We start from the raw sequence: 20,146 nt of genomic DNA, 5'->3' as shown, positions 1-20,146 counted from the left end.
CTTGAACCCCGCCCTTTCCCCTGTAGCCAGGACCGGGTGCGCTGGCGCACCGGCCAGAGGCTGATCCTCACAGCTGACTGTGGGACAGGGGAGGGCGGGGCGCGGTTGTACGCGACGGGGCAACGATTCGATCACCACGGCACCGTCCTCGGCCGGCCCATAGAAGGTTTATCGCCTCTTCTTCATACTTGCGGGGGAATCAGGTGCTGAAGCATGGTTCGCCGGGGATGCGGTGGGCAACTCTGGTCTCGCGACGTCGTGACCAGCACCGGGGCGGTCGGCCAACTTCCCCGGAACCAGCCGCATATGAAGCCGTACTTCCGGTTCCTGGAGGAACTCACATGGCAAGCATCCGTACCGCTCGTGTTCTCGCCGCAGTCGCCGCCCTGCCCCTGACCGTCGCCCTCTGCGGCGGTGTGGCCCTGGCGGACAACGGCTCCTTCGCGAACGACGGATCGAACGCGGCCGTGGCGACGGTCGGTGGCAGTGGGGTCGGCGGCAACAACACCGGCAACGCGGCGACGACGCAGCAGCAGGCCGTCGGCTCCGGCGCGTCGAACCAGAACACCTCGGCCCAGGTGAGCGGCTCGGCCTTCACCGCCATCGACCAGTCGGACCACAGCGTCGCCGTGAACTTCACCCCCTTCTTCTGGTGATGCCTCTCCGGTGAAACCTCGTTGGTGATCAGGCTTCCGGGACCTTCCGGGGGGTGGGTTCCGGACGTCTGAACAGCAGCCCGTACGGCGGCACTTCGGTGCCCCGTACGGGCTGCTGCCGTTTCCCTTGACAGGAACATCAGATCTGACGGACAGTCAGAAATTGTTCGTTCGAGAGACGATCCGTCCCTGGAGGCCCGCCGTGCACCTCGCCCCGACGGAGCGCCAGCAGCAGCTGCGTACCGAACTGCGCGCGTACTTCGCGGCCGTACTGCCCGAAGGCGGCGACGGGCGCGACGACCCGGCCGAACAGCGGCGGCTGCTCCGCCGGATCGGCGCCGACTCCCTGCTCGGCCTCGGCTGGCCCGTCGCGTACGGCGGACAGGGCCGGGGCCCCGACGAGCAGTTCGTCTTCTTCGACGAGGCGTACCGGGCCGGTGCCCCCGTCTCCATGGTCACCCTCAACACCGTCGGCCCGACCCTGATGAAGTACGGCACCGAGGAGCAGAAGGCGTACTTCCTGCCCCGCATCCTCAGCGGCGAGCTCGTCTTCGCGATCGGCTACAGCGAACCCGAAGCCGGTACGGATCTGGCGGCGCTGCGCACCCGGGCCGTGCGGGACGGCGGCGGTGGCGGTGGCGGTGGCGGGGAGGACGATGTCTGGGTCATCGACGGCCAGAAGATCTTCACCAGCAACGCCCAGCAGGCGGACTGGATCTGGCTCGCCTGCCGTACGGACCCCGAGGCGCCCAAGCACCGGGGCATCTCGATCATCCTCGTGCCCACCGACGACCCCGGATTCTCCTGGACCCCCATCGAGACGGTGGGCGGGCTGACGACGACCGCCACGTACTACGACGGCGTACGCGTCCCCGCCTCGAACCTGGTGGGTGAGGAGAACGGCGGATGGGGCCTCATCACCAACCAGCTCAACCACGAACGCGTCGCCCTGGCCGCCATCGGCATGCAGGCCGAGGACTTCTACGAGGAAGCCCTCGCCCACGCCCGTACCCCCGACCCCGCCACGGGGCGCCGCCGGATCGACGAGCCGTGGGTACGCGCCCGGCTCGCGGAGGCGTACGCCCGGCTCGCGGCGACCCGGCTGCTGAACTGGCGGCTGGTCGGAGCCGTGGGCGCGGGCGCGCTGGCCCCTGGGGAGGCGAGCGGCGTGAAGTTCGCGGGGACCGAGAGCGCGGTGGAGGTCTACCGGATGTGCCAGGAGGTGGTGGGGGAGACCGCCCTCCTCCGGGGTGGATCACCCGGCTGCTTCGGCGCGGGCGAGGGCGATGGTGTCGGTGGTGGCGACGGCGGTGGCGGTGGCGGCGAGCTGGAGCGGATGAACCGGGCCGCGCAGATCAACACCTTCGGCGGCGGCGTCAGCGAAGTCCAGCGCGAGATCGTCGCGACGATGCGGCTCGGGATGACGCGGGGCAGGCGGTGAGCGGCCCGGGGGGCGCCCAGGAGGTACGGGCCGATGCCCCGGACCCCCTCTACGACCGGCTCACCGCCTACGCCGGCCGCCCCGCCGCCACCGCAGGCACCGGCAAGGACCCCGTCAACGCGCCCATGATCCGCCACTGGTGCGAGGCCATGGGCGACGCCTCCCCCGCCTACCGGGGCCCCGACGCCGTCGCCCCGCCGACCATGCTCCAGTCCTGGACGATGGGCGGGCTGACCGGGCACCCCCACGGCACCGGCCGCTCGGCGGCGTACGACGAACTCCTCCGCCTCCTCGACGGCGCCGGGTACACCTCCGTCGTCGCCACCGACTGCGAGCAGGAGTACCTACGGCCGCTCCGCCCCGGCGACCTGATCACCTTCGACGCGGTCATCGAGTCCGTCTCCCCACGCAAGACCACCAAGCTCGGCACCGGCCACTTCGTCACCACCCGCATGGACGTCCGCGCCAACGGCGAACCCGCCGGGACGCACCGCTTCCGCATCCTCAAGTACCGCCCCGCCCGACGGAATCCCCCACTCCGCCCCCGCCCCGTCATCAACCGCGACAACGCCGGATTCTGGGCCGGAGTCGCCGAGCACCGCCTCCTCATCCAGCGCTGTACGGGCTGCGCCACCCTCCGCTTCCCCTGGCTCCCCGGCTGCAACGCCTGCGCCGGGCAGGAGTGGGACACGGTCGAGGCGGGCGGCGGGGGCACGGTGTTCAGCCATGTCGTGATGCACCACCCGTCCTTCCCCGCCTTCGACCCCTCGGGCGAGGGCGGCCCGTACGCCGTCGCGCTGATCGAACTCGCCGAGGGCGTCCGGATCGTCGGCAACGTGATCGGTGTCCCGTACGACAAGGTCCGCGTCGGCCTGCCCGTACGGCTGGAGTTCCTCCGTACGGACCCCGAACTGGAACTCCCGGTCTTCCGGGCGAGCGAGGGCGGTTGAGATGGACTTCACCCCGAGCGAGGAGCAGAGCGCGGCGCAGGGTCTTGCCGCGCGGATCTTCGGCGATCTGTCGACGCACGAGCGGCTGGTGGCGGCGGGGACCGGGACGGACGCCGGGCTGTGGAAGGAGCTGTGCACGGCCGGGCTGCCCGGTGCGGTGGCGGACATCGGGCTCCTCGGCCTGGTCCTGCTCCTGGAGGAACAGGGCCGGACCACCGCCCAGGTCCCGCTCGCGGCGACCTGTGTGTACGGGCTCCTCGCGGTCGCCGAGCACGGTACGCGGGAGCAGCGGGAGCGCCTGCTGCCCGGACTGCGCGACGGTACGGCGGTGGCGACGGGCGCCTTCCCGGCGCGGGGAGGCGTGAGGGCGGTGGACGGGGCGCTGTACGGGGTCGTGCCCTGGGTGCCGTGGCTGCGGGACGCCACCCATGTGCTGGTGGCGGACGCGGACCGGGAGCTGTGGATCGTCGACGCCCGGGCGCCGGGGGTGAGTGCCGTGCCCGTGGAGACGACCGCGCCCTGGTCGGCGGGGCGGCTCGGCCTCGACGGCGTACGGGGAGAATCCCTCGGTACGGGCCCGGGGACCTGCGCCTCGGTCCTCGCCGCGAGCCGCACCGCCTTCGCCGGGCTCCAGGCGGGCGTCTGCGCGGGCTCCCTCGCCCACGCCGTCCACCACACCACCACCCGCGAGCAGTTCGGCCGCCCGCTCTCCACCAACCAGGGCGTCCTGCTCCGTGCCGCCGACGCCCATATGGACACCGAGGCGATCCGGGTCACGGCGTACGAGGCGGCCTGGCGGCACGACGTGCAACGGGAGTACGCGGCACAGGCGTTGACCGCGGCCTGGTGGGCCTCGGAGGCGGGCCGACGTGTCGTGCACGCGGGCCAGCACCTGCACGGCGGCACCGGGGCCGACCTCAACCACCCGGTCCACCGGCACTTCCTCTGGGGGCGTCAGCTCGACGCGTACCTGGGCTGCGGGAGCGAAGTCCTGGAGGAGCTGGGCCTGTTGCTCGCGAGCGACGACGATGACGACCGTAAGGAGGGCACGTCGTGAGGGAGAACCTCGACACCCTTTCGTACCGCGTCGGCGACGAACTGCCGCCCCTGGAGATCCCCGTCACCCGCACGCTCATCGTCGCGGGCGCCATCGCCTCCCAGGACTACCAGGACGTGCACCACGACGCCGAACTGGCCCGGGAGAAGGGCTCCCCCGACATCTTCATGAACATCCTCACCACCAACGGGCTCGTCGGCCGCTACATCACCGACCACTTCGGGCCCGCCGCCGTCCTCCGGAAGGTCGTGATCCGCCTCGGTGCCCCCAACTACCCGGGGGATGTCCTCCGGTTGACCGGTCATATCGCGGCGGCGGCCCTGGAAGGCGAAAACCACGTCCTTATGGAGGTCGCGGTCGTCGGCGACAACCGTATAGGGCGTCACGTCACCGGAAAGGTCACCGTCGCTCTCCCTCACAGCGCGGTCACTCTCCCCTACAGCGAGGGGACGTCATGAGCATCCGCAGGCCCGACTCCCTCGGCGGAAAGGCGGCGATCGTCGGCATCGGCGCCACCGAGTTCTCCAAGGACTCCGGCCGCAGCGAACTGAAGCTCGCCGTGGAAGCCGTCGGTGCCGCTCTCGACGACGCGGGCCTCACCCCCGCCGACGTCGACGGCCTCGTCACCTTCACCATGGACACCAGCCCCGAGATCACCGTCGCCCAGGCGGCCGGGATCGGGGAGCTGTCGTTCTTCTCCCGCATCCACTACGGGGGCGGGGCCGCCTGCGCCACCGTCCAGCAGGCCGCCCTCGCGGTGGCGAGCGGGGTGGCCGACGTCGTCGTCTGCTACCGGGCGTTCAACGAGCGCTCCGGCCGCCGTTTCGGCTCGGGCGTCCAGCGCCGCGAGCCCACCGCCGAGGGCGCCGCGCTCGGCTGGAACCTGCCGTCCGGGCTGCTCACCCCCGCCTCCTGGGTGGCGATGGCCGCCCAGCGCTATCTGTACGCGTACGGCCTCGGCCCGGAGGTCTTCGGGCAGGTGGCGGTGGTCGACCGGCGGCACGCGGCGCGGAACCCGGCGGCGTACTTCCACGGGCAGCCGATCACCCTCGCCGACCACGCCGCCTCCCGCTGGATCGTCGAACCGCTGCGGCTGCTCGACTGCTGCCAGGAGACCGACGGCGGTCAGGCCCTCGTCGTCACCAGCGTGGAGCGGGCCCGCGACCTGCCCCGGCCGCCCGCCGTCGTCGTCGCGGCGGCCCAGGGCGCTGGCCGGTCCCAGGAGCAGATGACGAGCTTCTACCGGGACGGGCTGACCGGCCTGCCGGAGACGGGTGTGGTCGCGCGGCAGCTCTGGCGGAGCTCCGGGCTGGCCCCGGCCGACATCGACGTGGGCATCCTCTACGACCACTTCACGCCGTTCGTCCTGATGCAGCTGGAGGAGTTCGGGTTCTGCGGCCCCGGAGAGGGCGGGGCGTTCGTCGCGGCGGACGCGCTGCCCCTGAACACCCATGGGGGTCAGCTGGGGGAGGCGTACCTCCACGGTATGAACGGCATCGCGGAGGCCGTCCGGCAGATCCGCGGCACCTCCGTCAACCAGGTGGCGGGGGCGGTGAGGTCCCTGGTCACGGCCGGTACGGGGGTCCCGACGTCCGGGCTGATCCTCGGCGCGGACGGCTGAACGGCCAGGGCCGGAGCCATGGCCGGAGCCGGGGCGGACCCTGAGGGCGGGGCGCGGGTCCGTCCACCTTCAGGAGGTGGAGGGCGCACCACCCCTACAACCTGAGGCGGACGGTGCTTCGGGACCTGGGGGCGATCCCCCGGGCGGACCCCGCTCCTAGCGTTGGGTACATGACCACGCCAGTCTGCACGGGCGCCTCCAGGGCGGCCACCGCCACCGCCGCGGGCCACCACGTGCCCTACGCGTCGTTCTCCTCGTACGTACGGGCCCGGGGCCCGGTCCTGCTGCGCACCGCGCGCTCGCTCACCGCGAACCCGTGCGACGCGGAGGACCTGCTGCAGACCGCGCTCGCCAAGACGTACGTCGCCTGGGAGCGGATCGAGGACCACCGGGCGCTGGACGGCTACGTCCGCCGGGCGCTGCTCAACACCCGGACCTCGCAGTGGCGCAAGCGCAAGGTGGACGAGTTCGCCTGCGAGGAGCTGCCCGAGCAGGGCGGCGTCCCGGCGCCGGACCCGGCCGAACAGCAGTCGCTGCACGACGCGATGTGGCGCGCGGTGCTCAAGCTCCCGGACCGCCAGCGCGCGATGGTCGTCCTGCGGTATTACGAAGACCTCAGCGAGGCCCAGACGGCCGAGGTGCTGGGGGTGTCGATCGGTACGGTCAAGAGCGCCGTCTCCCGCGCCCTCGGCAAGCTCCGCGAGGACCCGGAGCTGACCCCGGTCCGCTGAGCCGACCGGGCCCCTCCTGAACGCTCCCCGGTTCGTCGGGCACGCTCCCCGGGCAGGAATTTCTCCCGCGAGTAGTGACATACCGCGTGGTATGTGCGCAGAATCAGCGCAACCTTACTGCCGCGTAGCGCCCACCGGGAGGACGCCGTGCTGAGCACCATGCAGGACGTACCGCTGACTGTCACCCGCATCCTGCACCACGGGATGACGATCCATGGGAAGTCTCAGGTCACGACCTGGACCGGCGAACCCGAGCCGCACCGACGCACCTTCGCCGAGATCGGCACCCGCGCGACCCAGCTGGCCAACGCGCTCCGCGACGAACTGGGCGTCGACGGCGACCAGCGGATCGCCACTCTCATGTGGAACAACTCCGTCCATGTGGAGGCGTACCTCGCGATCCCCTCCATGGGTGCCGTGCTCCACACCCTCAACCTCCGGCTGCCGCCCGAGCAGCTCGCCTGGATCGTCAACCACGCGGACGACAAGGTGGTCATCGCGGACGGTACCCTGCTGCCCCTCCTCGTACCGCTCCTGCCCCATCTGCCGGGCATCGAGCACGTGGTCGTGTCCGGGCCGGGCGACCGCTCGGCGCTGGCCGGGGTCGCGCCGCGCGTGCACGAGTACGAGGAGCTGATCGCGGGCCGCCCGACCACGTACGACTGGCCGGAGCTGGACGAACGCCAGGCCGCCGCCATGTGTTACACCTCCGGCACCACCGGGGACCCCAAGGGCGTCGTCTACTCCCACCGCTCCATCTACCTGCACTCCATGCAGGTCAACATGTCGGAGTCGATGGGGCTGACGGACAAGGACACCACGCTCGTGGTCGTTCCGCAGTTCCACGTGAACGCCTGGGGCCTGCCGCACGCCACGTTCATGAGCGGCGTCAACATGCTCATGCCGGACCGCTTCCTCCAGCCCGCCCCGCTCGCCGACATGATCGAGCGCGAGCGCCCCACGCACGCCGCGGCGGTCCCCACCATCTGGCAGGGCCTCCTCGCCGAGGTCACCGCCAACCCGCGCGACCTCACCTCCATGGCCAACGTGACCATCGGCGGCGCGGCCTGTCCGCCCTCCCTGATGGAGGCGTACGACAAGCTCGGCGTCCGGCTCTGCCACGCCTGGGGCATGACGGAGACCTCGCCGCTGGGCACGATGGCCCACCCGCCCGCCGGACTGAGTGCCGAGGAGGAGTGGCCGTACCGCGTCACCCAGGGCCGTTTCCCGGCCGGTGTGGAGGCCCGGCTGGTCGGCCCGGCGGGCGAGCACCTGCCGTGGGACGGCGAGTCGGCCGGTGAGCTGGAGGTACGGGGGCCCTGGATCGCCGCCGCGTACTACGGCGGGGCCGACGGCGAGCACCTGCGCCCCGAGGACAAGTTCAGCGAGGACGGCTGGCTGAAGACCGGCGACGTCGGTGTGATCAGCACCGACGGCTACCTCACCCTCACCGACCGGGCCAAGGACGTCATCAAGTCCGGCGGCGAGTGGATCTCCAGCGTCGAGCTGGAGAACGCGCTGATGGCCCACCCGGACGTGGCGGAGGCGGCCGTCGTCGCCGTACCGGACGAGAAGTGGGGCGAGCGGCCGCTCGCGACGGTGGTGCTCAAGGAGGGCACCGCCGGGACCGACTACGAGGCGCTGAAGACGTTCCTCGCCGAGTCGGGCATCGCCAAGTGGCAGCTGCCGGAGCGGTGGTCGGTGATCGCGTCCGTACCGAAGACGAGCGTCGGCAAGTTCGACAAGAAGGTGATCCGGAAGCAGTACGCGGACGGGGAGCTGGACGTCACGCAGATCTGAGGCCTTGCCTGCTTGCTTCTTGCTTGTTTCACGTGAAACAGGGCGCGACGAGACGGGTAGGGGACAGGGCAAGGGACAGGGCGGGGAGCAGGGCGGGGGCGGTACGGGAACTCCGTACCGCCCCCGCCCTGTTCTGTGCGGTCAGTTCGTCCCTATCTTCGCCAGCAGGTCGACGATCCGGGACTGCACCTCGTCGCTGGTGGACCGCTCCGCCAGGAAGAGCACGGTCTCCCCGGAAGCGAGCCGGGGCAGCTCCGAGGGGTCCATCCCGGCCGAGGTGTAGACGACCAGCGGGGTGCGGTTGAGCTGGCCGTTGGCGCGCAGCCAGTCGATGATCCCGGCGCGTCGGCGGCGTACCTGCATCAGGTCCATGACCACCAGGTTCGGCCGCATCCGGCCCGCCAGATCGACGGCCTCGCTGTCGGTCGCCGCCCGGGCGACCTGCATCCCGCGCCGCTCCAGGGTCTGCGCGAGCGCCGCCGCGATCTCCTCGTGCTCCTCGATCAGGAGGACGCGGGGCGGGTGCTGCTCGCTGTCGCGGGGAGCGAGCGCCTTGAGGAGGACGGCCGGGTCGGCCCCGTACGCGGCCTCCCGGGTCGCCTGCCCCAGACCGGCCGTGACCAGCACCGGAACCTCGGCGGCGACGGCCGCCTGACGCAGCGACTGCAACGCGGTACGGGTGATGGGCCCGGTCAGCGGGTCGACGAAGAGCGCGGCGGGGAACGCGGCGATCTGGGCGTCGACCTCCTCACGGGAGTTGACGATCACCGGACGGTAGCCCCGGTCGCTGAGCGCCTGCTGGGTCGGTACGTCGGGGGCGGGCCAGACGAGCAGCCGACGCGGGTTGTCCAGCGGCTCGGGCGGCAGCTCGTCGTCGATGGGGTGGGGCTGCGGACGGTTGGCGACCTCGACCGCACCACCCGGCCCGTCCAGCGGCTCGGGCCCCTCGGCGCCTTCGTCGGGCGCCCCTATGGCGTACGCGCGCCCCTCGGCCACGGGGGGCGCCAGCAACTGTCCGGAGCCGGGGCCGGTGCCGGAGCCGGGTCCGGTGGTGGCTTCCGGAGCCTGGGCGCCGTGCTGCGCGCCCGGGGCTGTGGGGTCCGTGCCGTCGGCGGAGGGCTGGGCGGTGGGGCGCTCGCCCTCCGGCGGGGCGGCGAGCTTGCGGCGCCGGCCTGCCCCGCCGAGGCTCTGCTGCTGCGGGCCGGGCTGGGCGGGGTGATTCGGTTGCCCGGGCTGCTGACCGGGCTGGTTCTGCTGGTGGGGGAGCTGCTGGGCGAAGGGCACGCCCTGGCCCAGGGTCCGCACGCTGAACGCCCGCCCCTGCGTCGAGTCCGGGTTGCCGCCCGGCATCGGCTCCTCGGCGGGCAGCGGCTGCCGCCGCGCGTCCGGAGCCGGGGCGCCCGCACCGCCGTCGGCCGGGTGCGCCGCCGGGCCGGGGACGGCCGCGGTCCCGGTGGTGTGGGCGGTCTGCCCGTTGCCGCCCCAGGACCGGTCGTCCGGCGCGGGGTGAGGGCCGTGCGAGGGTTCCGCGTCCGGAGCGGGGCCCGGCGGCACGGCGCCCCAGGGCTGCTCGTCCGGTGCGGTGCCGGGGCCCGGCTGCGGTGCCCCGGCCCACTCGGTGTGCGGGGCGTGCGGCGCCACGGGGTGGGCCTGCGGGGGCGTGTGACCGGCCTCGGGGGCGGTGCGCTGGTGGTGGTGGCCCTCGTCGCCGGGCGGGGGCACGGGTACGGACGCGGGTGCGGTGCCCGGTGCGTCGGGCGCCCGGTCCGCGTCGGCGGGGGGCAGGGCGAAGGCGGTACGCGGACCGGCCTCGGCGGCGGTGCGCTCCTGGGCGGCCGCCAGCGCCCGGCGGGCCCGGCGCCCACCGGGCTGCTCCGGGGCCTGGCCGAGGGCGTGGGGCTGCTGGGCCTGGTTCTGGCCCGCCTGCCCCTGCTCCGGGCCCGTGCTGCCGTTACCGGCCGCGAGGGCGGGGAGCGCCGGCCGGTGCTCCCCCTCACGCCGCGCCCGCCGCCCGGTGGGCGGCACCGGCTGCTGTGCCTCGGTGGGAACACCCTGGGGCGGCACGGTCTGCCCGCGCTGCGGCCGTCCGCCGCCGCCCTGCGCACCCTCGGCGGCGGTGACGACGGACCCCTCGGAGGGGGCGGGGACCGGGAGGGCGGGGGAGAGGGAGGAGGGCGCGGAGGGCGCGGAGGGCGTGGCGGAAGTCAGCGCGAGGGCCTGCCGCTGAGGCTGCTGCGGGGCGTGCTGGGCCTGCTGAGCCTGCGGAGCTTGCTGGGACTGCGGGGCCTGCTGCGGGGCGCCGCCCTGCTCACCACGTACGGCTTCGAGCCCGCCGACACCGACCTGAGACAGCCCGACCTGAGGCACACCGGCCTGAGACGCCCCGACCTGAGGCACACCAACCTCAGATACCCCGACCTCAGATACCCCGGCCTGAGGCGCACCGATCTGAGACGCCCCGACCGGAGAAGCCGCAGCTCCCCCCGGCCCGATCGCCATCGGACCGCTCCCGCCCGCTCCGGCCCCTGCTCCGCCACCTCCCGCCCCGGCCTCCGCCGGGCTGGGACGGCCACGCCTGCGCCCCGACCCCTCGCCCTGCTGGGCCGGGATCAGCTCGGGGGCCGTCTGCTCCTCGGGGGCGGCGGCCCCACGGCGGGCCCGGCGCCGCCCGGTCGGCTCGGCGACGGGACCGTCCGCCGGGCTCCCCGTATCGGCGGGGCCGACCGCGGCTTCGGCCTCAGGCGCACCGGGGCTGCCCAGGAACGCATCGGTGGACGACCGGCGCGCCCGGCGGCGCCCGCCGCTGGTGACGCCCGGCGCCCCGACACCCTCGGGCGGCGGAGCAAGGGCGGGCTCCACCGGGGCCTCCGGGAGCGCGATGGTGCCCGAGCCGGCGCCGATCGGGATGTCGAGGACGTACGCGCTGCCGCTCATCCCCGGCATCTCGTGCGTCTGGAGCACACCGCCGTGCGCCTGGACGATGCCGCGCACGATCGGCTCGTGCACCGGGTCGCCCCCGGCGTACGGTCCGCGTACCTCGATCCGTACGACGTCACCGCGCTGGGCGGCGGCCACGACCACGGTGGAGTCGACGTAGCCGCCCCCGGGGACGGCCCGGGTCTTGCCGGTCGAATCGACACCGCAGACGTCCGCGACCAGGTGGGCGAGGGCGGTCGCGAGCTGACGCGCGTCGACCTCGGCCTCGATCGGCGGGGCGTGCACGGCGAACTGGGCGCGCCCGGGCCCGATCAGCTCGACCGCCCCGTCGATGCCGCCGGTCACGATCCCCTCGATCATCACCGGAGCCTTGTGCAGCGCCTCCACACCCGCGTCGAGGCGCTGGTAGCCCAGCACGTTGTCGACGAGGGTGGTCATCCGGGCGTACCCGGCGGCGAGGTGGTGCAGGATCTGGTTGGCCTCGGGCCACAGCTGCCCGGCCGGGTCGGCGGCGAGCGTGGACAGCTCCCCGCGCAGCTCCTCCAGGGGCCCGCGCAGCGAACCGCCGAGGACGGCGGTGAGCTGCGAGTGCTGGGCGCCGAGGGAGGCGAGCAGCTCGGCCTGACCCTCGACCTCGGCGGCGTGCCGCTCGGCCCGGTCGGCCAGCTCGGCGGCGTGGGCCTCCTTCAGCGACGCCAGCTCGGCCGCGTGGGCTTCCTTGAGGGCGGTGACCTCGTCGGAGTGGCTCGTGGTCAGCTCGGCGACGACGCTCTTGTGCTGGGCGGAGAGCTCTTCGTACGGCCTGCGGTCGGTGAAGGTCATCACGGCGCCGACGAGCTGGTCCCCGTCGCGTACCGGCGCGGTCGTCAGGTCCACAGGCACCTGGTCGCCGCTCTTGGACCAGAGCACCTGGCCGCGTACCCGGTGCTTGCGCCCGGACTTGAGGGTGTCGGCGAGCGGAGATCCCTCGTACGGGAACGGCTCGCCCTCCGCCCGCGAGTGCAGGATCAGCGGGTGCAGCTCCTGGCCGCCGAGGTCGCTGGCCCGGAAGCCGAGGATCTGCGCGGCGGCGGGGTTGACGAGGACGACGCGCCCGTCGGTGTCGGTGCCCACGACGCCCTCGGAGGCGGCGCGCAGGATCATCTCGGTCTGGCGCTGCGAACGGGCCAGCTCGGCTTCCGTGTCGACGGTGCCGGAGAGGTCCCGTACGACGAGCATCAGCAGCTCGTCACCGGTGTAGCTGGAGTGGATGTCGTTGTACGCGGCCTGGCCGCTGTCCAGGCTGGCGCTGGTGACCTCGACGGGGTACTCGTGCCCGTCGGTGCGCCGCGCGGTCATCCGCGTCGGCTTGGTCCTGCCCTGCTCGTCCGCAGCCTCGGGCCGGCGCATCGATCCCGGGATCAGCTTGGAGTCGAACTCCGGCAGCAGATCGAGCAGTCCGCGACCGACGAGCGCGGTGCCCGGGGTCTCGAACATTTCGAGGGCGATGGCGTTGGCGTTGACGACCGTGCCGTTGCAATTGACGAGCAGAAGCCCGTCCGGAAGGGCATCGAGTATGGCTGCGAGGCGAGCAGTGCCTCGGGATGGCCTGCTGCTCACGACGACGCTTCCTCCCTGATTACCGCACCTTGCCGACAGCGGGCCCCATCTTGCCCCTCGGGCCGCAGACTGTCACTGGAGGAGTCTAAGGCCGGGGAGGGCCCGGGGGCGGCGGATGAGGGGGAGCTCTCACCAAGGTTCTGTGCACGGCGTGTACGCCACCGGCCTATGACGTGTACGTCCGCGCACCCGGTGACGTGCGCGGACGCATACGGGAAGGCGTACGGGAGGCACACGGGGAGGCCTCTGAGGCCCCTGCCGGGAGCCCCCTTCGGAAGCCTCTACAGCCTCTACCGGAGCCTCTGCAGCCTCTACCGGAGGTCGGGGAGGACCGGCACCAGGTTGTTCCAGCGGGCGATCTCGCAGCCGTCGCCCCGGGTCACGGTGGTGTCCACGGGCCGGCCCTCCCAGGTCCCGACGATGCGGGCGTAGGCGTCGCCGCCGTAGATCATGGTGCACATGGTGCCCTCGGGCGCCGCCCGGAACAGGTCCTGCCCCGCCCGCGTGGCCCCGACCTCCGCGAGCCGGTCACAGGCGGCCTGCCGCTCCGGGTGGGTGCCCCCGGTGGGCCCGCAGGTCAGCTCGAACGTCCCGTCGGCCCCGGCGACCCCGGAACGCTCCACGGTCACGGTGAGCCGGGTCCGCGCGGCGGGCTTCTCGCTCCCCCCGCTGCCGCCGCCCTTCAGGAACGAGGGCAGCGCCGGGAGCGGCACGGGCAGCGGCCCGAGGGCGGGCTTGACGGCGGAGAGGGGCCCGGAGGTGGGCAGGGCGGACGGCACCTGCCCGGAGGCGGAAGCGGCGGGCGCGGCGGCGGACACCGCGGCGAGCGTGACAACGGCGGTGAGGGCGAGACGGCGCAGCATGCGGGCTCCTGTATCTCGGCTAGCTCTGGTTCTCGCTAGCACGGCAATCTCAGCGAGGACGGTGGGCGACGAATGCGCCCCACCGACGGAGGCCGAAGCCCCACGCCTCTCTAACGCGCCTCCCGCCCGGACGTTGCGCCACCACGCCGAAGTGCTTTGCCCTGGCCCCCGCATGGCGAGTAACGTGGTCGCCGATTGGTGACACGACGTTCGACTGTGTCATCATCTGCACGCACCACTCGCGTCCGCGCGAGGTGTGTGGAGGAGGCGTCGCCTAGTCCGGTCTATGGCGCCGCACTGCTAATGCGGTTTGGGTCTTAAAGCCCATCGAGGGTTCAAATCCCTCCGCCTCCGCTCCACCCCGAAGCCCCGTGCCCCTGGCACGGGGCTTCGGCCGTTCTCGTCCCCGGGACGCTCGCACGACGCGGTCAAGAGGGCGGCAGAGATCCACCTCGGAAGGGTTTTTCCGCAGGTCAGATGGGGTGGAGGCAATGGATTTCGCGTCACGGCGCAGGTCATGTAATGTTGTTCCCGCAACGCCGACCAGGCAGAAAAGCCCGGAACGCCAAGCACTCGTAGCTTAACGGATAGAGCATCTGACTACGGATCAGAAGGTTGCAGGTTCGAATCCTGCCGAGTGCACAGCAGGCCAGAGGCCCCCAGGAGAAATCCTGGGGGCCTCTCGCGTTTCCCGTACAGCAACCGCATCAGCCCGGAGAGAGGCCTGGCGCAGGGCCCCACGGACCTCTTGGATCGTGGGCCTGTCGCCGGGATCCGGGCTGAGCATGGTGTCGATCAGGCCGCCCAACTCACCCGGTGCTCGAACGGGCCGACGTCTGCCGCTCGCGACGGCTCGCCTCTGCTCCGGGCGTGGTGCGTCGTCCGGGTACTCGACGGCCCGCCGGCCCGTGGCGGAAATGAGCAGGGACGCACCGAGGGCGTAGACGTCCGCTTCCTGAGTCGCCTCAGCCTCCCCGGTCGCGAGCACACTGCGCGCGATCTCCGGCGCCTCGTAGTGGACCAGGCAGCCGCGGAACGGGAAGTCGTACTGCTCGGGGACGTGCCCGCCCCGTGCCAAGGCCAGGTCGATGAGGTGCGTGCGCTCCGGACCGATGATGAAGTGTGCGGGTTGCACATCGCCGTGAGCCCAGCCCATGGCATGGAGTTCGGCCGGCGCCTCTACGCAGCCGAGGGCTTCGCTGCTGTGCGGTTCCGTACGAGAGCCCGGCTCCCGACAGGGCTTCCAGAGTTCGTAGAGATCAGGCCCCTCGCGCCACGGCTGGACGTTCCAGGTGCCCCGCTCCCATTCACCGTACGCGGCGGAGTCATCGGAGCCGATCCGGTGCAGCACGGTGCCTTCGCGGGGCGTCAAGGTCGTTCGTGCAGTTGGAATGCACGCGGCATCGCGCTTCGCCTGAGAATACGAGTTCCAGGTGCCTGACTCGGTGACGGACAAGGAAGACTCGTAGTGATCTCTGCACAGGACTGGGCCGACGCCCGGCGCATTTGGGACTACCACCAGATGGGCCACGCCCTCCACCCCTGTTCCGTTGCCATCGGGCTCGGCAGCCATGACCTGGGAGTGGCCGACACGTCGGCAGACCTGTACCAGCGTGGATTGGTGCCGCTCCTGCTCTTCACTGGAGCCACGAGCCCCACGACCAGGGAGCGGATGCCCCGCGGGGAAGCCGTCCACTACCGAGAGCGGGCCATCGAATTGGGTGTTTCCAGCGTGGCTGTCCTTGTGGAGCCGAAGGCGCGCAACACAGGTGAGAACATCCGCTTCTCGCGCGAGGTGCTGGAGAGGCAGGGCGTCGAGGTGGCCTCCGTTCTCTTGGTCAGCAAGCCGTACGAGGAACGGCGGGCGTACGCTACTGCCCGCAAGCTGTGGCCTGAGGTGGAGATCGTCAGTGCTTCGACGCCGATGACTCTTGATGAGTACGTGGATTCCATCGGTGACGCACGTCTGGTGATCGACATGCTTGTGGGCGCATTGCAACGCCTGATGATCTACCCGGATCAGGGATTCATGATCAGCCAGCCCGTACCTGCCGACGTCTCCGAGGCGTACCAGCGCCTCTGCAGAGCCGGTTTCACCAGCCGACTCCTGGCCACCGATTCGCCCTTCGCTTGAGCGATACCAAGAGCTGTTACAGGTTTCTCCACCTCATCAAGCACCCGGCTCCGCTCCGCCGGGCGCGCTTCCCGGCTCCGCTCGGGGCTGCCGCTCCTGCCTTCCGCCCGCTCCGCCCCGGCTGCGCCGACGCCCGCCCACTGTGGATAGGCCCGGAGGTCATGACTCGATCACCCGACGCGCTCTCGGCCCACGGTCACAGACGATGCTTCCGGCGGGGGATCGGCCGGCACGGGGTGGGAGGGGGCGCTGTTCCCGGCCGCGGGCACATTGGGGCGGACGGGATGGGAGCTGGGGTTGAGTGGTGGGCTGGGATTGGCTCGCCAGTGTGGCTGCGCTTCAGTGCTTGGCCGTGTGATCCAGGATGGCGGCGGCGAGCGGTGCGTGGACATCAGGAGGAAGGGCATGCCCCATGCCGGGGATCTCGACGATGCGTGCGCCTTGAATCGCCTGAGCAAGGTGATCGGGATGCGGCGGAGGAGAGACCGGTTCGGCAGGGGCGGAAATGACCAGGGTGGGCGCTGTGGCCTTGGCGAGTTGCGCTGTGCGGTCCAGGCCGGAGGCGTCGGCACGTGCATGCGCAGTGTTGGTGGCGTAGTGACCGGTGTGCTCGATGATCTTCAACTCCAGCCTGCGGGCGTATTCGGCATCGAAGGGAAGCTGATTCCCGCCCAGTACCCGCCAGTGCTCGACTCGCCGTTCCAACTCCGCTTCCAGATCGAGGTCCGGCACGGGACGGGACCACATCTCCAGCAACTTGGGATCGATCCCGGGGAGTTCCTCGGGTAGGACGCGAGTCCCATCCGGTCGGACGTAGGGGGCCTGGCTGAGCGCGCTTGTGCCGATCAGCGTGGCACTGAGCAGCCGGTCCGGATGGTCTGCGACCAGGAGCTGGGCGAGCATTCCGCCCAGGGACATGCCCACGATGTGAGCGCGGTCGATCGCGAAGCCGTCCAGCACTGTGAGGGCGTCTTCCGCGAGCTGACTGATGGGATAGGGCCGCTCATCGAACGCCCAGGTGGAGCGACCGGTGTCCCGGTGGTCGTAGCGGATCACACGATGGCGCGAGGCAAGCAAGTCCACCAGCTCATCCGGCCAGCCCAGACCTGATGCCTGCGCTCCCATGATCAGCATCAAGGGAGGCGCGTCGGCTGCACCCCGATCTTCCGTCCATAGGCGTACTCCGGGTGCCGCGTCGATGAAGCGTTCCATCGTGTTCCTCCACCTGGAAGCAAAGGCAAGACGAGACGTATCGTATCGCATCTGGGTTGTGTGGCGTTGGGGAGAGCGAGCGCGAGGTAACTGGACGATCCCTGGGCTTGTGACGCGGTACAGCAGCGAAGTACCGCAACTACAGCAGCCACGTGCACATAGCAGCGCACATGCGAGGTCCCCGAACGACCTGCTTGCCCTTCAGTGACCCTTCTGCATAGAGCTACGGATCAGAAGGTTGCAGGTTCGGATCCTGCCGAGTGCACAGGTAGCACCAGATGAAGGCCCCCACCCTCCTCAGAGGGTGGGGGCCTTCCTCGTTTGATCTCACTTCTTCTCACGTCTCTGTTGATCTTGCCCCTTGCTGGGCGGAGAGTTCGGCTTAACCAGCTCTGCGGTGTGCGTACCAGGTGGTGGCGGCTGCCGCGAGGCGCAGGGTCCACGGGTCGGGGTCGGCGTCGCTGATCTCGGACCAGACGTTGGCGTTGGCGGCGGCGAAGGCGGTGATGCCTTCGACGGGGGCGGTGTGCCAGGAGGGGATCTCGGCGGCCCAGTGCTCGGCGGATACGGGGGCGTGTCCGGCGGCGATGAGCCAGATGACCCAGTAGCCGGCATCGAGCCAGGCCGCTCCCCGGGTGGCCCAGGCCCAGTCGACCAGGCGGGCCCGGTCGCCCGCCGGGGCGTGGTCGTCGACGAGGACGTTGGTGTTGTTCAGGTCAGTGTGGAGGAGGTGGGGTCCGGCGAAGAAGCGGAGGTCGTCGGGGTGGGCGGCGTAGTGCTCCAGGCGCTGTTCGGCGTGGCGTAGTTCGATGCCGGGGCACGGGGTCTCGCCCAGGTGGCGCAGGAGGGCGGCGACTTCGGGGAGGTCGGGGGAGCCGGGGGCGTAGTCGGCATGGTGGCCGCCGAGGGCTTCGAAACCGAGGAGGTCCCAGCCTGCGTCCTCGACGCGCCAGCGGAGGGCGGGGGCCAGCCCGGTGAGGAAGGGGGCGAGGGCGGCCTCCCGGTGCTGGGTCCAGGCGCGGGGGTGTTCGGTGCGCAGGCCCTTGATGTGCCAGGTGCCCGTGGCGGAGGTGACGCGGGCCGCGATCTCGCTGTTGAAGCCCTCGGTCGTCTCCTTGACCGCGAGGAGGGGGCCGGTCCGCTCTTCGACGGCAGCACGGGTGGCGGGCGGCAGCCGGTCGAGGCCGATGCGGGTGGTCGCCATGGGGCTCCACTCTTCCACGAGGTCAGTGGTGGGGGGCTTCGGTTGGAAGAACGTCCCGAAGCCCCCGCGGTTCTGTGCGGCCGGCTGTCTACCGGTACGGGTTGTCGTCGTTGCAGCCCGGGACGGCCCCTTCGGACAGCACCTCCAGGTCGTCCAGGAGGACCACTCCCTCGGGCTCCTCCAGGGCCGGCGGTCGGGGGCCGATCTCCACCATGACAGCGGTCATGACGCTTCCTCGCTTCCGTGTTGGCAGTAGGTGTTCAGTGGTGCCTTCGCCTCCTGGTACGCCTTGGCGAGCGGTCGGCAGATCCGGCAGGTGCCGGAGAGCCGACAGCCGCCGCAGCCACCGGTGCGAAGCATCTGGGCATCGGCGATGCCGGGCAGCCGGAGGAGTCCGTCCAGACCCTCGGACATGAGGTCGACGGGGTTCTCGCGGCCGACCTTGCACATGGTCGCCAGGCCGTGCGGATCGACGTGGAAGAAGGCGTGCCCGGCGGGGCAGCCCTGGAAGACGCCGGTCTTGTCCAGGAAGCCGGGGGCCTGTGCGGCCAGCGGTTCGGGCGTGCCGCTGTACGTGGGCGAGATCGTGCCGTACTCCTGACGGCCCGCCCCGTACTGCTCGGCGAAGGCGCGCATGGCGTCCAGCTCGTGGGCTTTGTGACGGGTGATGATCAGTGCCAGTTCCAGCGCGATCCCGGCCTCGCGCGCCGCGACGAGCCCCTTCTCGACCAGCTTGAACGCCCCAGGCTTGCGGGTGAGCGAGTCGAAGCTGTCCGGGGTCGTTCCGTAGAGGGAGACGGTCACCTTGTGCGGCGGCAGGTCGCGCAGGAGGTTGATGATCTCGGGGCGGTGGAGCCGGGAGCCGTTGGTGAGGATCTCGATCAGCATCCCGGAGCGGTGAGCGAGGGTGTACGCGTCCACGAAGTCCCGGTCGATCAGCGGCTCACCGCCGGTGAACTGGAGCCACAACACCCCGGCATCCCGCAGCAGGCGCAGGAGCCGGACCTTGCCCGGCCAGGGCAGCCCCTCGAACTTCCGCTCCGCGAGGTAGCAGTGCTCGCAGTTGAAGTTGCAGCCCTTGTTGATCTCGTATGTGGCCCGGCCGTACCCGAGCCTGGTCTCCGGCCGTACGAGGACGGTGTCCCGCATCACCGCGTCTGCCAGGTCCACCTTCCAGGCTGTACGGGCGTGGTCGAGGAGCCAGGCCGGTAAGGGCCTGCTGCTCTCGGCGGCCGAGGCCAGCTCCTCGTACAACGTCCGAGGGATGCGCATGCCGCCCTTGGAGCCGGGGCGGGCGATCAGGAACGTTCCGTTGTACGGGCTCGCGATCAGCCGGCGCACGGGACTTCCTCCAGGGCGCTTTCCCAGGTGTGCTGCGCGGTGTGGTCCGCGAACAGACGGCAGCCGTCACCGTCAGGCCCAGGGGTGGCCACCGGGCAGTCCGGCAGTACGACGAGCTCCGCCTCGCCTGTCCCGCACCAGCGGAGCCACAGTGCGGTCCCGTACGCGCCCGTATCGGTGAGGAGACCGAAGTGCTCCCCCTCGTCGTGAACGGACAGCTGGCACCGCACCGCCCTGTCGATGTGCGTGACGGCCGACTTCTCCCCCGCCTCTCTTGCCAGTTCGAGGGGCACCCGGCGCCAGCGCGCGCACCGGGGGTGGTCGTACGGCGGGTAGCGGCCCGGGTTCTCCGGGACGCCCGTGCTCGGCACGGTGACCTGGTGGAGGCTGCCCCCCTCCTTGTTGGAGGGCAGCAGGCCCGCCGTTGCGAGCTGGGCACCGGGGTTCACGTCGCTCTTGAAAGATGGCATGAGTGCATCCCTGTTCAGGAGTCACCGCCAGTCGGCAACCTCTCTAGATGTCTGAAGTGAAGCAGTGCATCTCTAGAGATGTCAATTCTTCTCTAGAGATGTGTGCCTTGACGCCTCAGAGTCGATTGGT

Annotated in this window: 17 protein-coding genes and 2 tRNA genes; 11 read left to right on the top strand and 8 right to left on the bottom strand. The window is 71.3% G+C overall.

The window, feature by feature from the left end; genetic code table 11:
- The first annotated feature begins 341 nt into the window (after window positions 1-341).
- The 8 genes from ACFW9Z_RS05475 to ACFW9Z_RS05440 all read left to right on the top strand — a co-directional run bounded on the left by ACFW9Z_RS05475 (window position 342) and on the right by ACFW9Z_RS05440 (window position 8,256).
- Window positions 342-656 (top strand): hypothetical protein, encoded by a 315-nt coding sequence (locus tag ACFW9Z_RS05475; protein WP_384634755.1) that lies wholly within the window; start codon window positions 342-344, stop codon window positions 654-656.
- Window positions 657-858: 202 nt separating this feature from the next.
- Window positions 859-2,097, top strand: coding sequence for an acyl-CoA dehydrogenase family protein (locus tag ACFW9Z_RS05470; RefSeq protein WP_384634752.1), 1,239 nt, complete (start codon window positions 859-861; stop codon window positions 2,095-2,097).
- Entirely contained in the window at window positions 2,094-3,047 is a 954-nt protein-coding gene (locus ACFW9Z_RS05465) for a bifunctional MaoC family dehydratase N-terminal/OB-fold nucleic acid binding domain-containing protein (protein WP_384634750.1), read from the top strand. Before ACFW9Z_RS05470 ends, ACFW9Z_RS05465 begins: the two co-directional genes overlap by 4 nt.
- 1 nt (window position 3,048) lies before the next feature.
- Window positions 3,049-4,104 (top strand): acyl-CoA dehydrogenase family protein, encoded by a 1,056-nt coding sequence (locus tag ACFW9Z_RS05460; RefSeq protein ID WP_384634747.1) that lies wholly within the window; start codon window positions 3,049-3,051, stop codon window positions 4,102-4,104.
- On the top strand, window positions 4,101-4,562 hold the full coding sequence (locus tag ACFW9Z_RS05455; RefSeq protein WP_384634744.1) for an acyl dehydratase: 462 nt from the start codon (window positions 4,101-4,103) through the stop codon (window positions 4,560-4,562). The genes ACFW9Z_RS05460 and ACFW9Z_RS05455 overlap by 4 nt, the downstream gene beginning before the upstream one ends.
- Window positions 4,559-5,725 carry a lipid-transfer protein gene (locus ACFW9Z_RS05450; RefSeq protein WP_384634741.1) on the top strand — a complete coding sequence of 389 codons (1,167 nt, stop codon included), beginning with the start codon at window positions 4,559-4,561 and terminating at the stop codon, window positions 5,723-5,725. The genes ACFW9Z_RS05455 and ACFW9Z_RS05450 overlap by 4 nt, the downstream gene beginning before the upstream one ends.
- A gap of 170 nt (window positions 5,726-5,895) precedes the next feature.
- The gene (locus tag ACFW9Z_RS05445) at window positions 5,896-6,456 is read left to right on the top strand and encodes a SigE family RNA polymerase sigma factor (RefSeq protein WP_384634738.1); all 561 of its coding nucleotides are present in this window, start codon (window positions 5,896-5,898) and stop codon (window positions 6,454-6,456) included.
- Between the two features lie 147 nt (window positions 6,457-6,603).
- Window positions 6,604-8,256 (top strand): long-chain fatty acid--CoA ligase, encoded by a 1,653-nt coding sequence (locus ACFW9Z_RS05440; RefSeq protein ID WP_384634735.1) that lies wholly within the window; start codon window positions 6,604-6,606, stop codon window positions 8,254-8,256.
- A gap of 141 nt (window positions 8,257-8,397) precedes the next feature.
- Here ACFW9Z_RS05440 and ACFW9Z_RS05435 read toward each other — a convergent pair whose 3' ends face one another.
- On the bottom strand, window positions 8,398-12,792 hold the full coding sequence (locus ACFW9Z_RS05435; RefSeq protein WP_384634732.1) for a PAS domain-containing protein: 4,395 nt from the start codon (window positions 12,790-12,792) through the stop codon (window positions 8,398-8,400).
- A gap of 311 nt (window positions 12,793-13,103) precedes the next feature.
- The gene (locus tag ACFW9Z_RS05430) at window positions 13,104-13,655 is read right to left on the bottom strand and encodes an SSI family serine proteinase inhibitor (protein WP_384634729.1); all 552 of its coding nucleotides are present in this window, start codon (window positions 13,653-13,655) and stop codon (window positions 13,104-13,106) included.
- A gap of 263 nt (window positions 13,656-13,918) precedes the next feature.
- Between ACFW9Z_RS05430 and ACFW9Z_RS05425 the strand changes: the two genes are divergently transcribed.
- Both ACFW9Z_RS05425 and ACFW9Z_RS05420 read left to right on the top strand, forming a co-directional pair.
- Window positions 13,919-14,009 (top strand) — tRNA-Ser (locus tag ACFW9Z_RS05425).
- A gap of 215 nt (window positions 14,010-14,224) precedes the next feature.
- Window positions 14,225-14,297 (top strand) — tRNA-Arg (locus ACFW9Z_RS05420).
- Here ACFW9Z_RS05420 and ACFW9Z_RS05415 read toward each other — a convergent pair.
- On the bottom strand, window positions 14,263-15,111 hold the full coding sequence (locus ACFW9Z_RS05415) for a protein kinase (protein WP_384634726.1): 849 nt from the start codon (window positions 15,109-15,111) through the stop codon (window positions 14,263-14,265). The two genes, ACFW9Z_RS05420 and ACFW9Z_RS05415, sit on opposite strands and share 35 nt — an antisense overlap.
- A gap of 12 nt (window positions 15,112-15,123) precedes the next feature.
- Here ACFW9Z_RS05415 and ACFW9Z_RS05410 point away from each other — a divergent pair, with 12 nt between their 5' ends.
- Window positions 15,124-15,789, top strand: a complete 666-nt coding sequence (locus ACFW9Z_RS05410; RefSeq protein WP_384634724.1) for a YdcF family protein — start codon at window positions 15,124-15,126, stop codon at window positions 15,787-15,789.
- Window positions 15,790-16,128: 339 nt separating this feature from the next.
- Here ACFW9Z_RS05410 and ACFW9Z_RS05405 read toward each other — a convergent pair whose 3' ends face one another.
- The 5 genes from ACFW9Z_RS05405 to ACFW9Z_RS05385 all read right to left on the bottom strand — a co-directional run bounded on the left by ACFW9Z_RS05405 (window position 16,129) and on the right by ACFW9Z_RS05385 (window position 20,016).
- Entirely contained in the window at window positions 16,129-17,001 is an 873-nt protein-coding gene (locus tag ACFW9Z_RS05405; RefSeq protein ID WP_384634721.1) for an alpha/beta fold hydrolase, read from the bottom strand.
- 382 nt (window positions 17,002-17,383) lie between these two features.
- The gene (locus ACFW9Z_RS05400; RefSeq protein WP_384634719.1) at window positions 17,384-18,205 is read right to left on the bottom strand and encodes an aminoglycoside phosphotransferase; all 822 of its coding nucleotides are present in this window, start codon (window positions 18,203-18,205) and stop codon (window positions 17,384-17,386) included.
- Between the two features lie 88 nt (window positions 18,206-18,293).
- On the bottom strand, window positions 18,294-18,431 hold the full coding sequence (locus ACFW9Z_RS05395; RefSeq protein ID WP_384634716.1) for a hypothetical protein: 138 nt from the start codon (window positions 18,429-18,431) through the stop codon (window positions 18,294-18,296).
- On the bottom strand, window positions 18,428-19,546 hold the full coding sequence (locus ACFW9Z_RS05390) for a radical SAM protein (protein WP_384634713.1): 1,119 nt from the start codon (window positions 19,544-19,546) through the stop codon (window positions 18,428-18,430). The genes ACFW9Z_RS05395 and ACFW9Z_RS05390 overlap by 4 nt, the downstream gene beginning before the upstream one ends.
- A complete protein-coding gene (locus ACFW9Z_RS05385; protein WP_384634710.1) occupies window positions 19,534-20,016 on the bottom strand; it encodes a hypothetical protein in 483 nt (160 codons plus the stop codon). The genes ACFW9Z_RS05390 and ACFW9Z_RS05385 overlap by 13 nt, the downstream gene beginning before the upstream one ends.
- Between the last annotated feature and the right edge of the window lie 130 nt (window positions 20,017-20,146).

Origin of the sequence: Streptomyces sp. NPDC059452, from assembly GCF_042750035.1 — a bacterium.
Classification (GTDB): domain Bacteria; phylum Actinomycetota; class Actinomycetes; order Streptomycetales; family Streptomycetaceae; genus Streptomyces.
The sequence above is the reverse complement of the archived record's forward strand: the minus strand, read 5'-3'. Positions and strand labels throughout refer to the sequence as shown.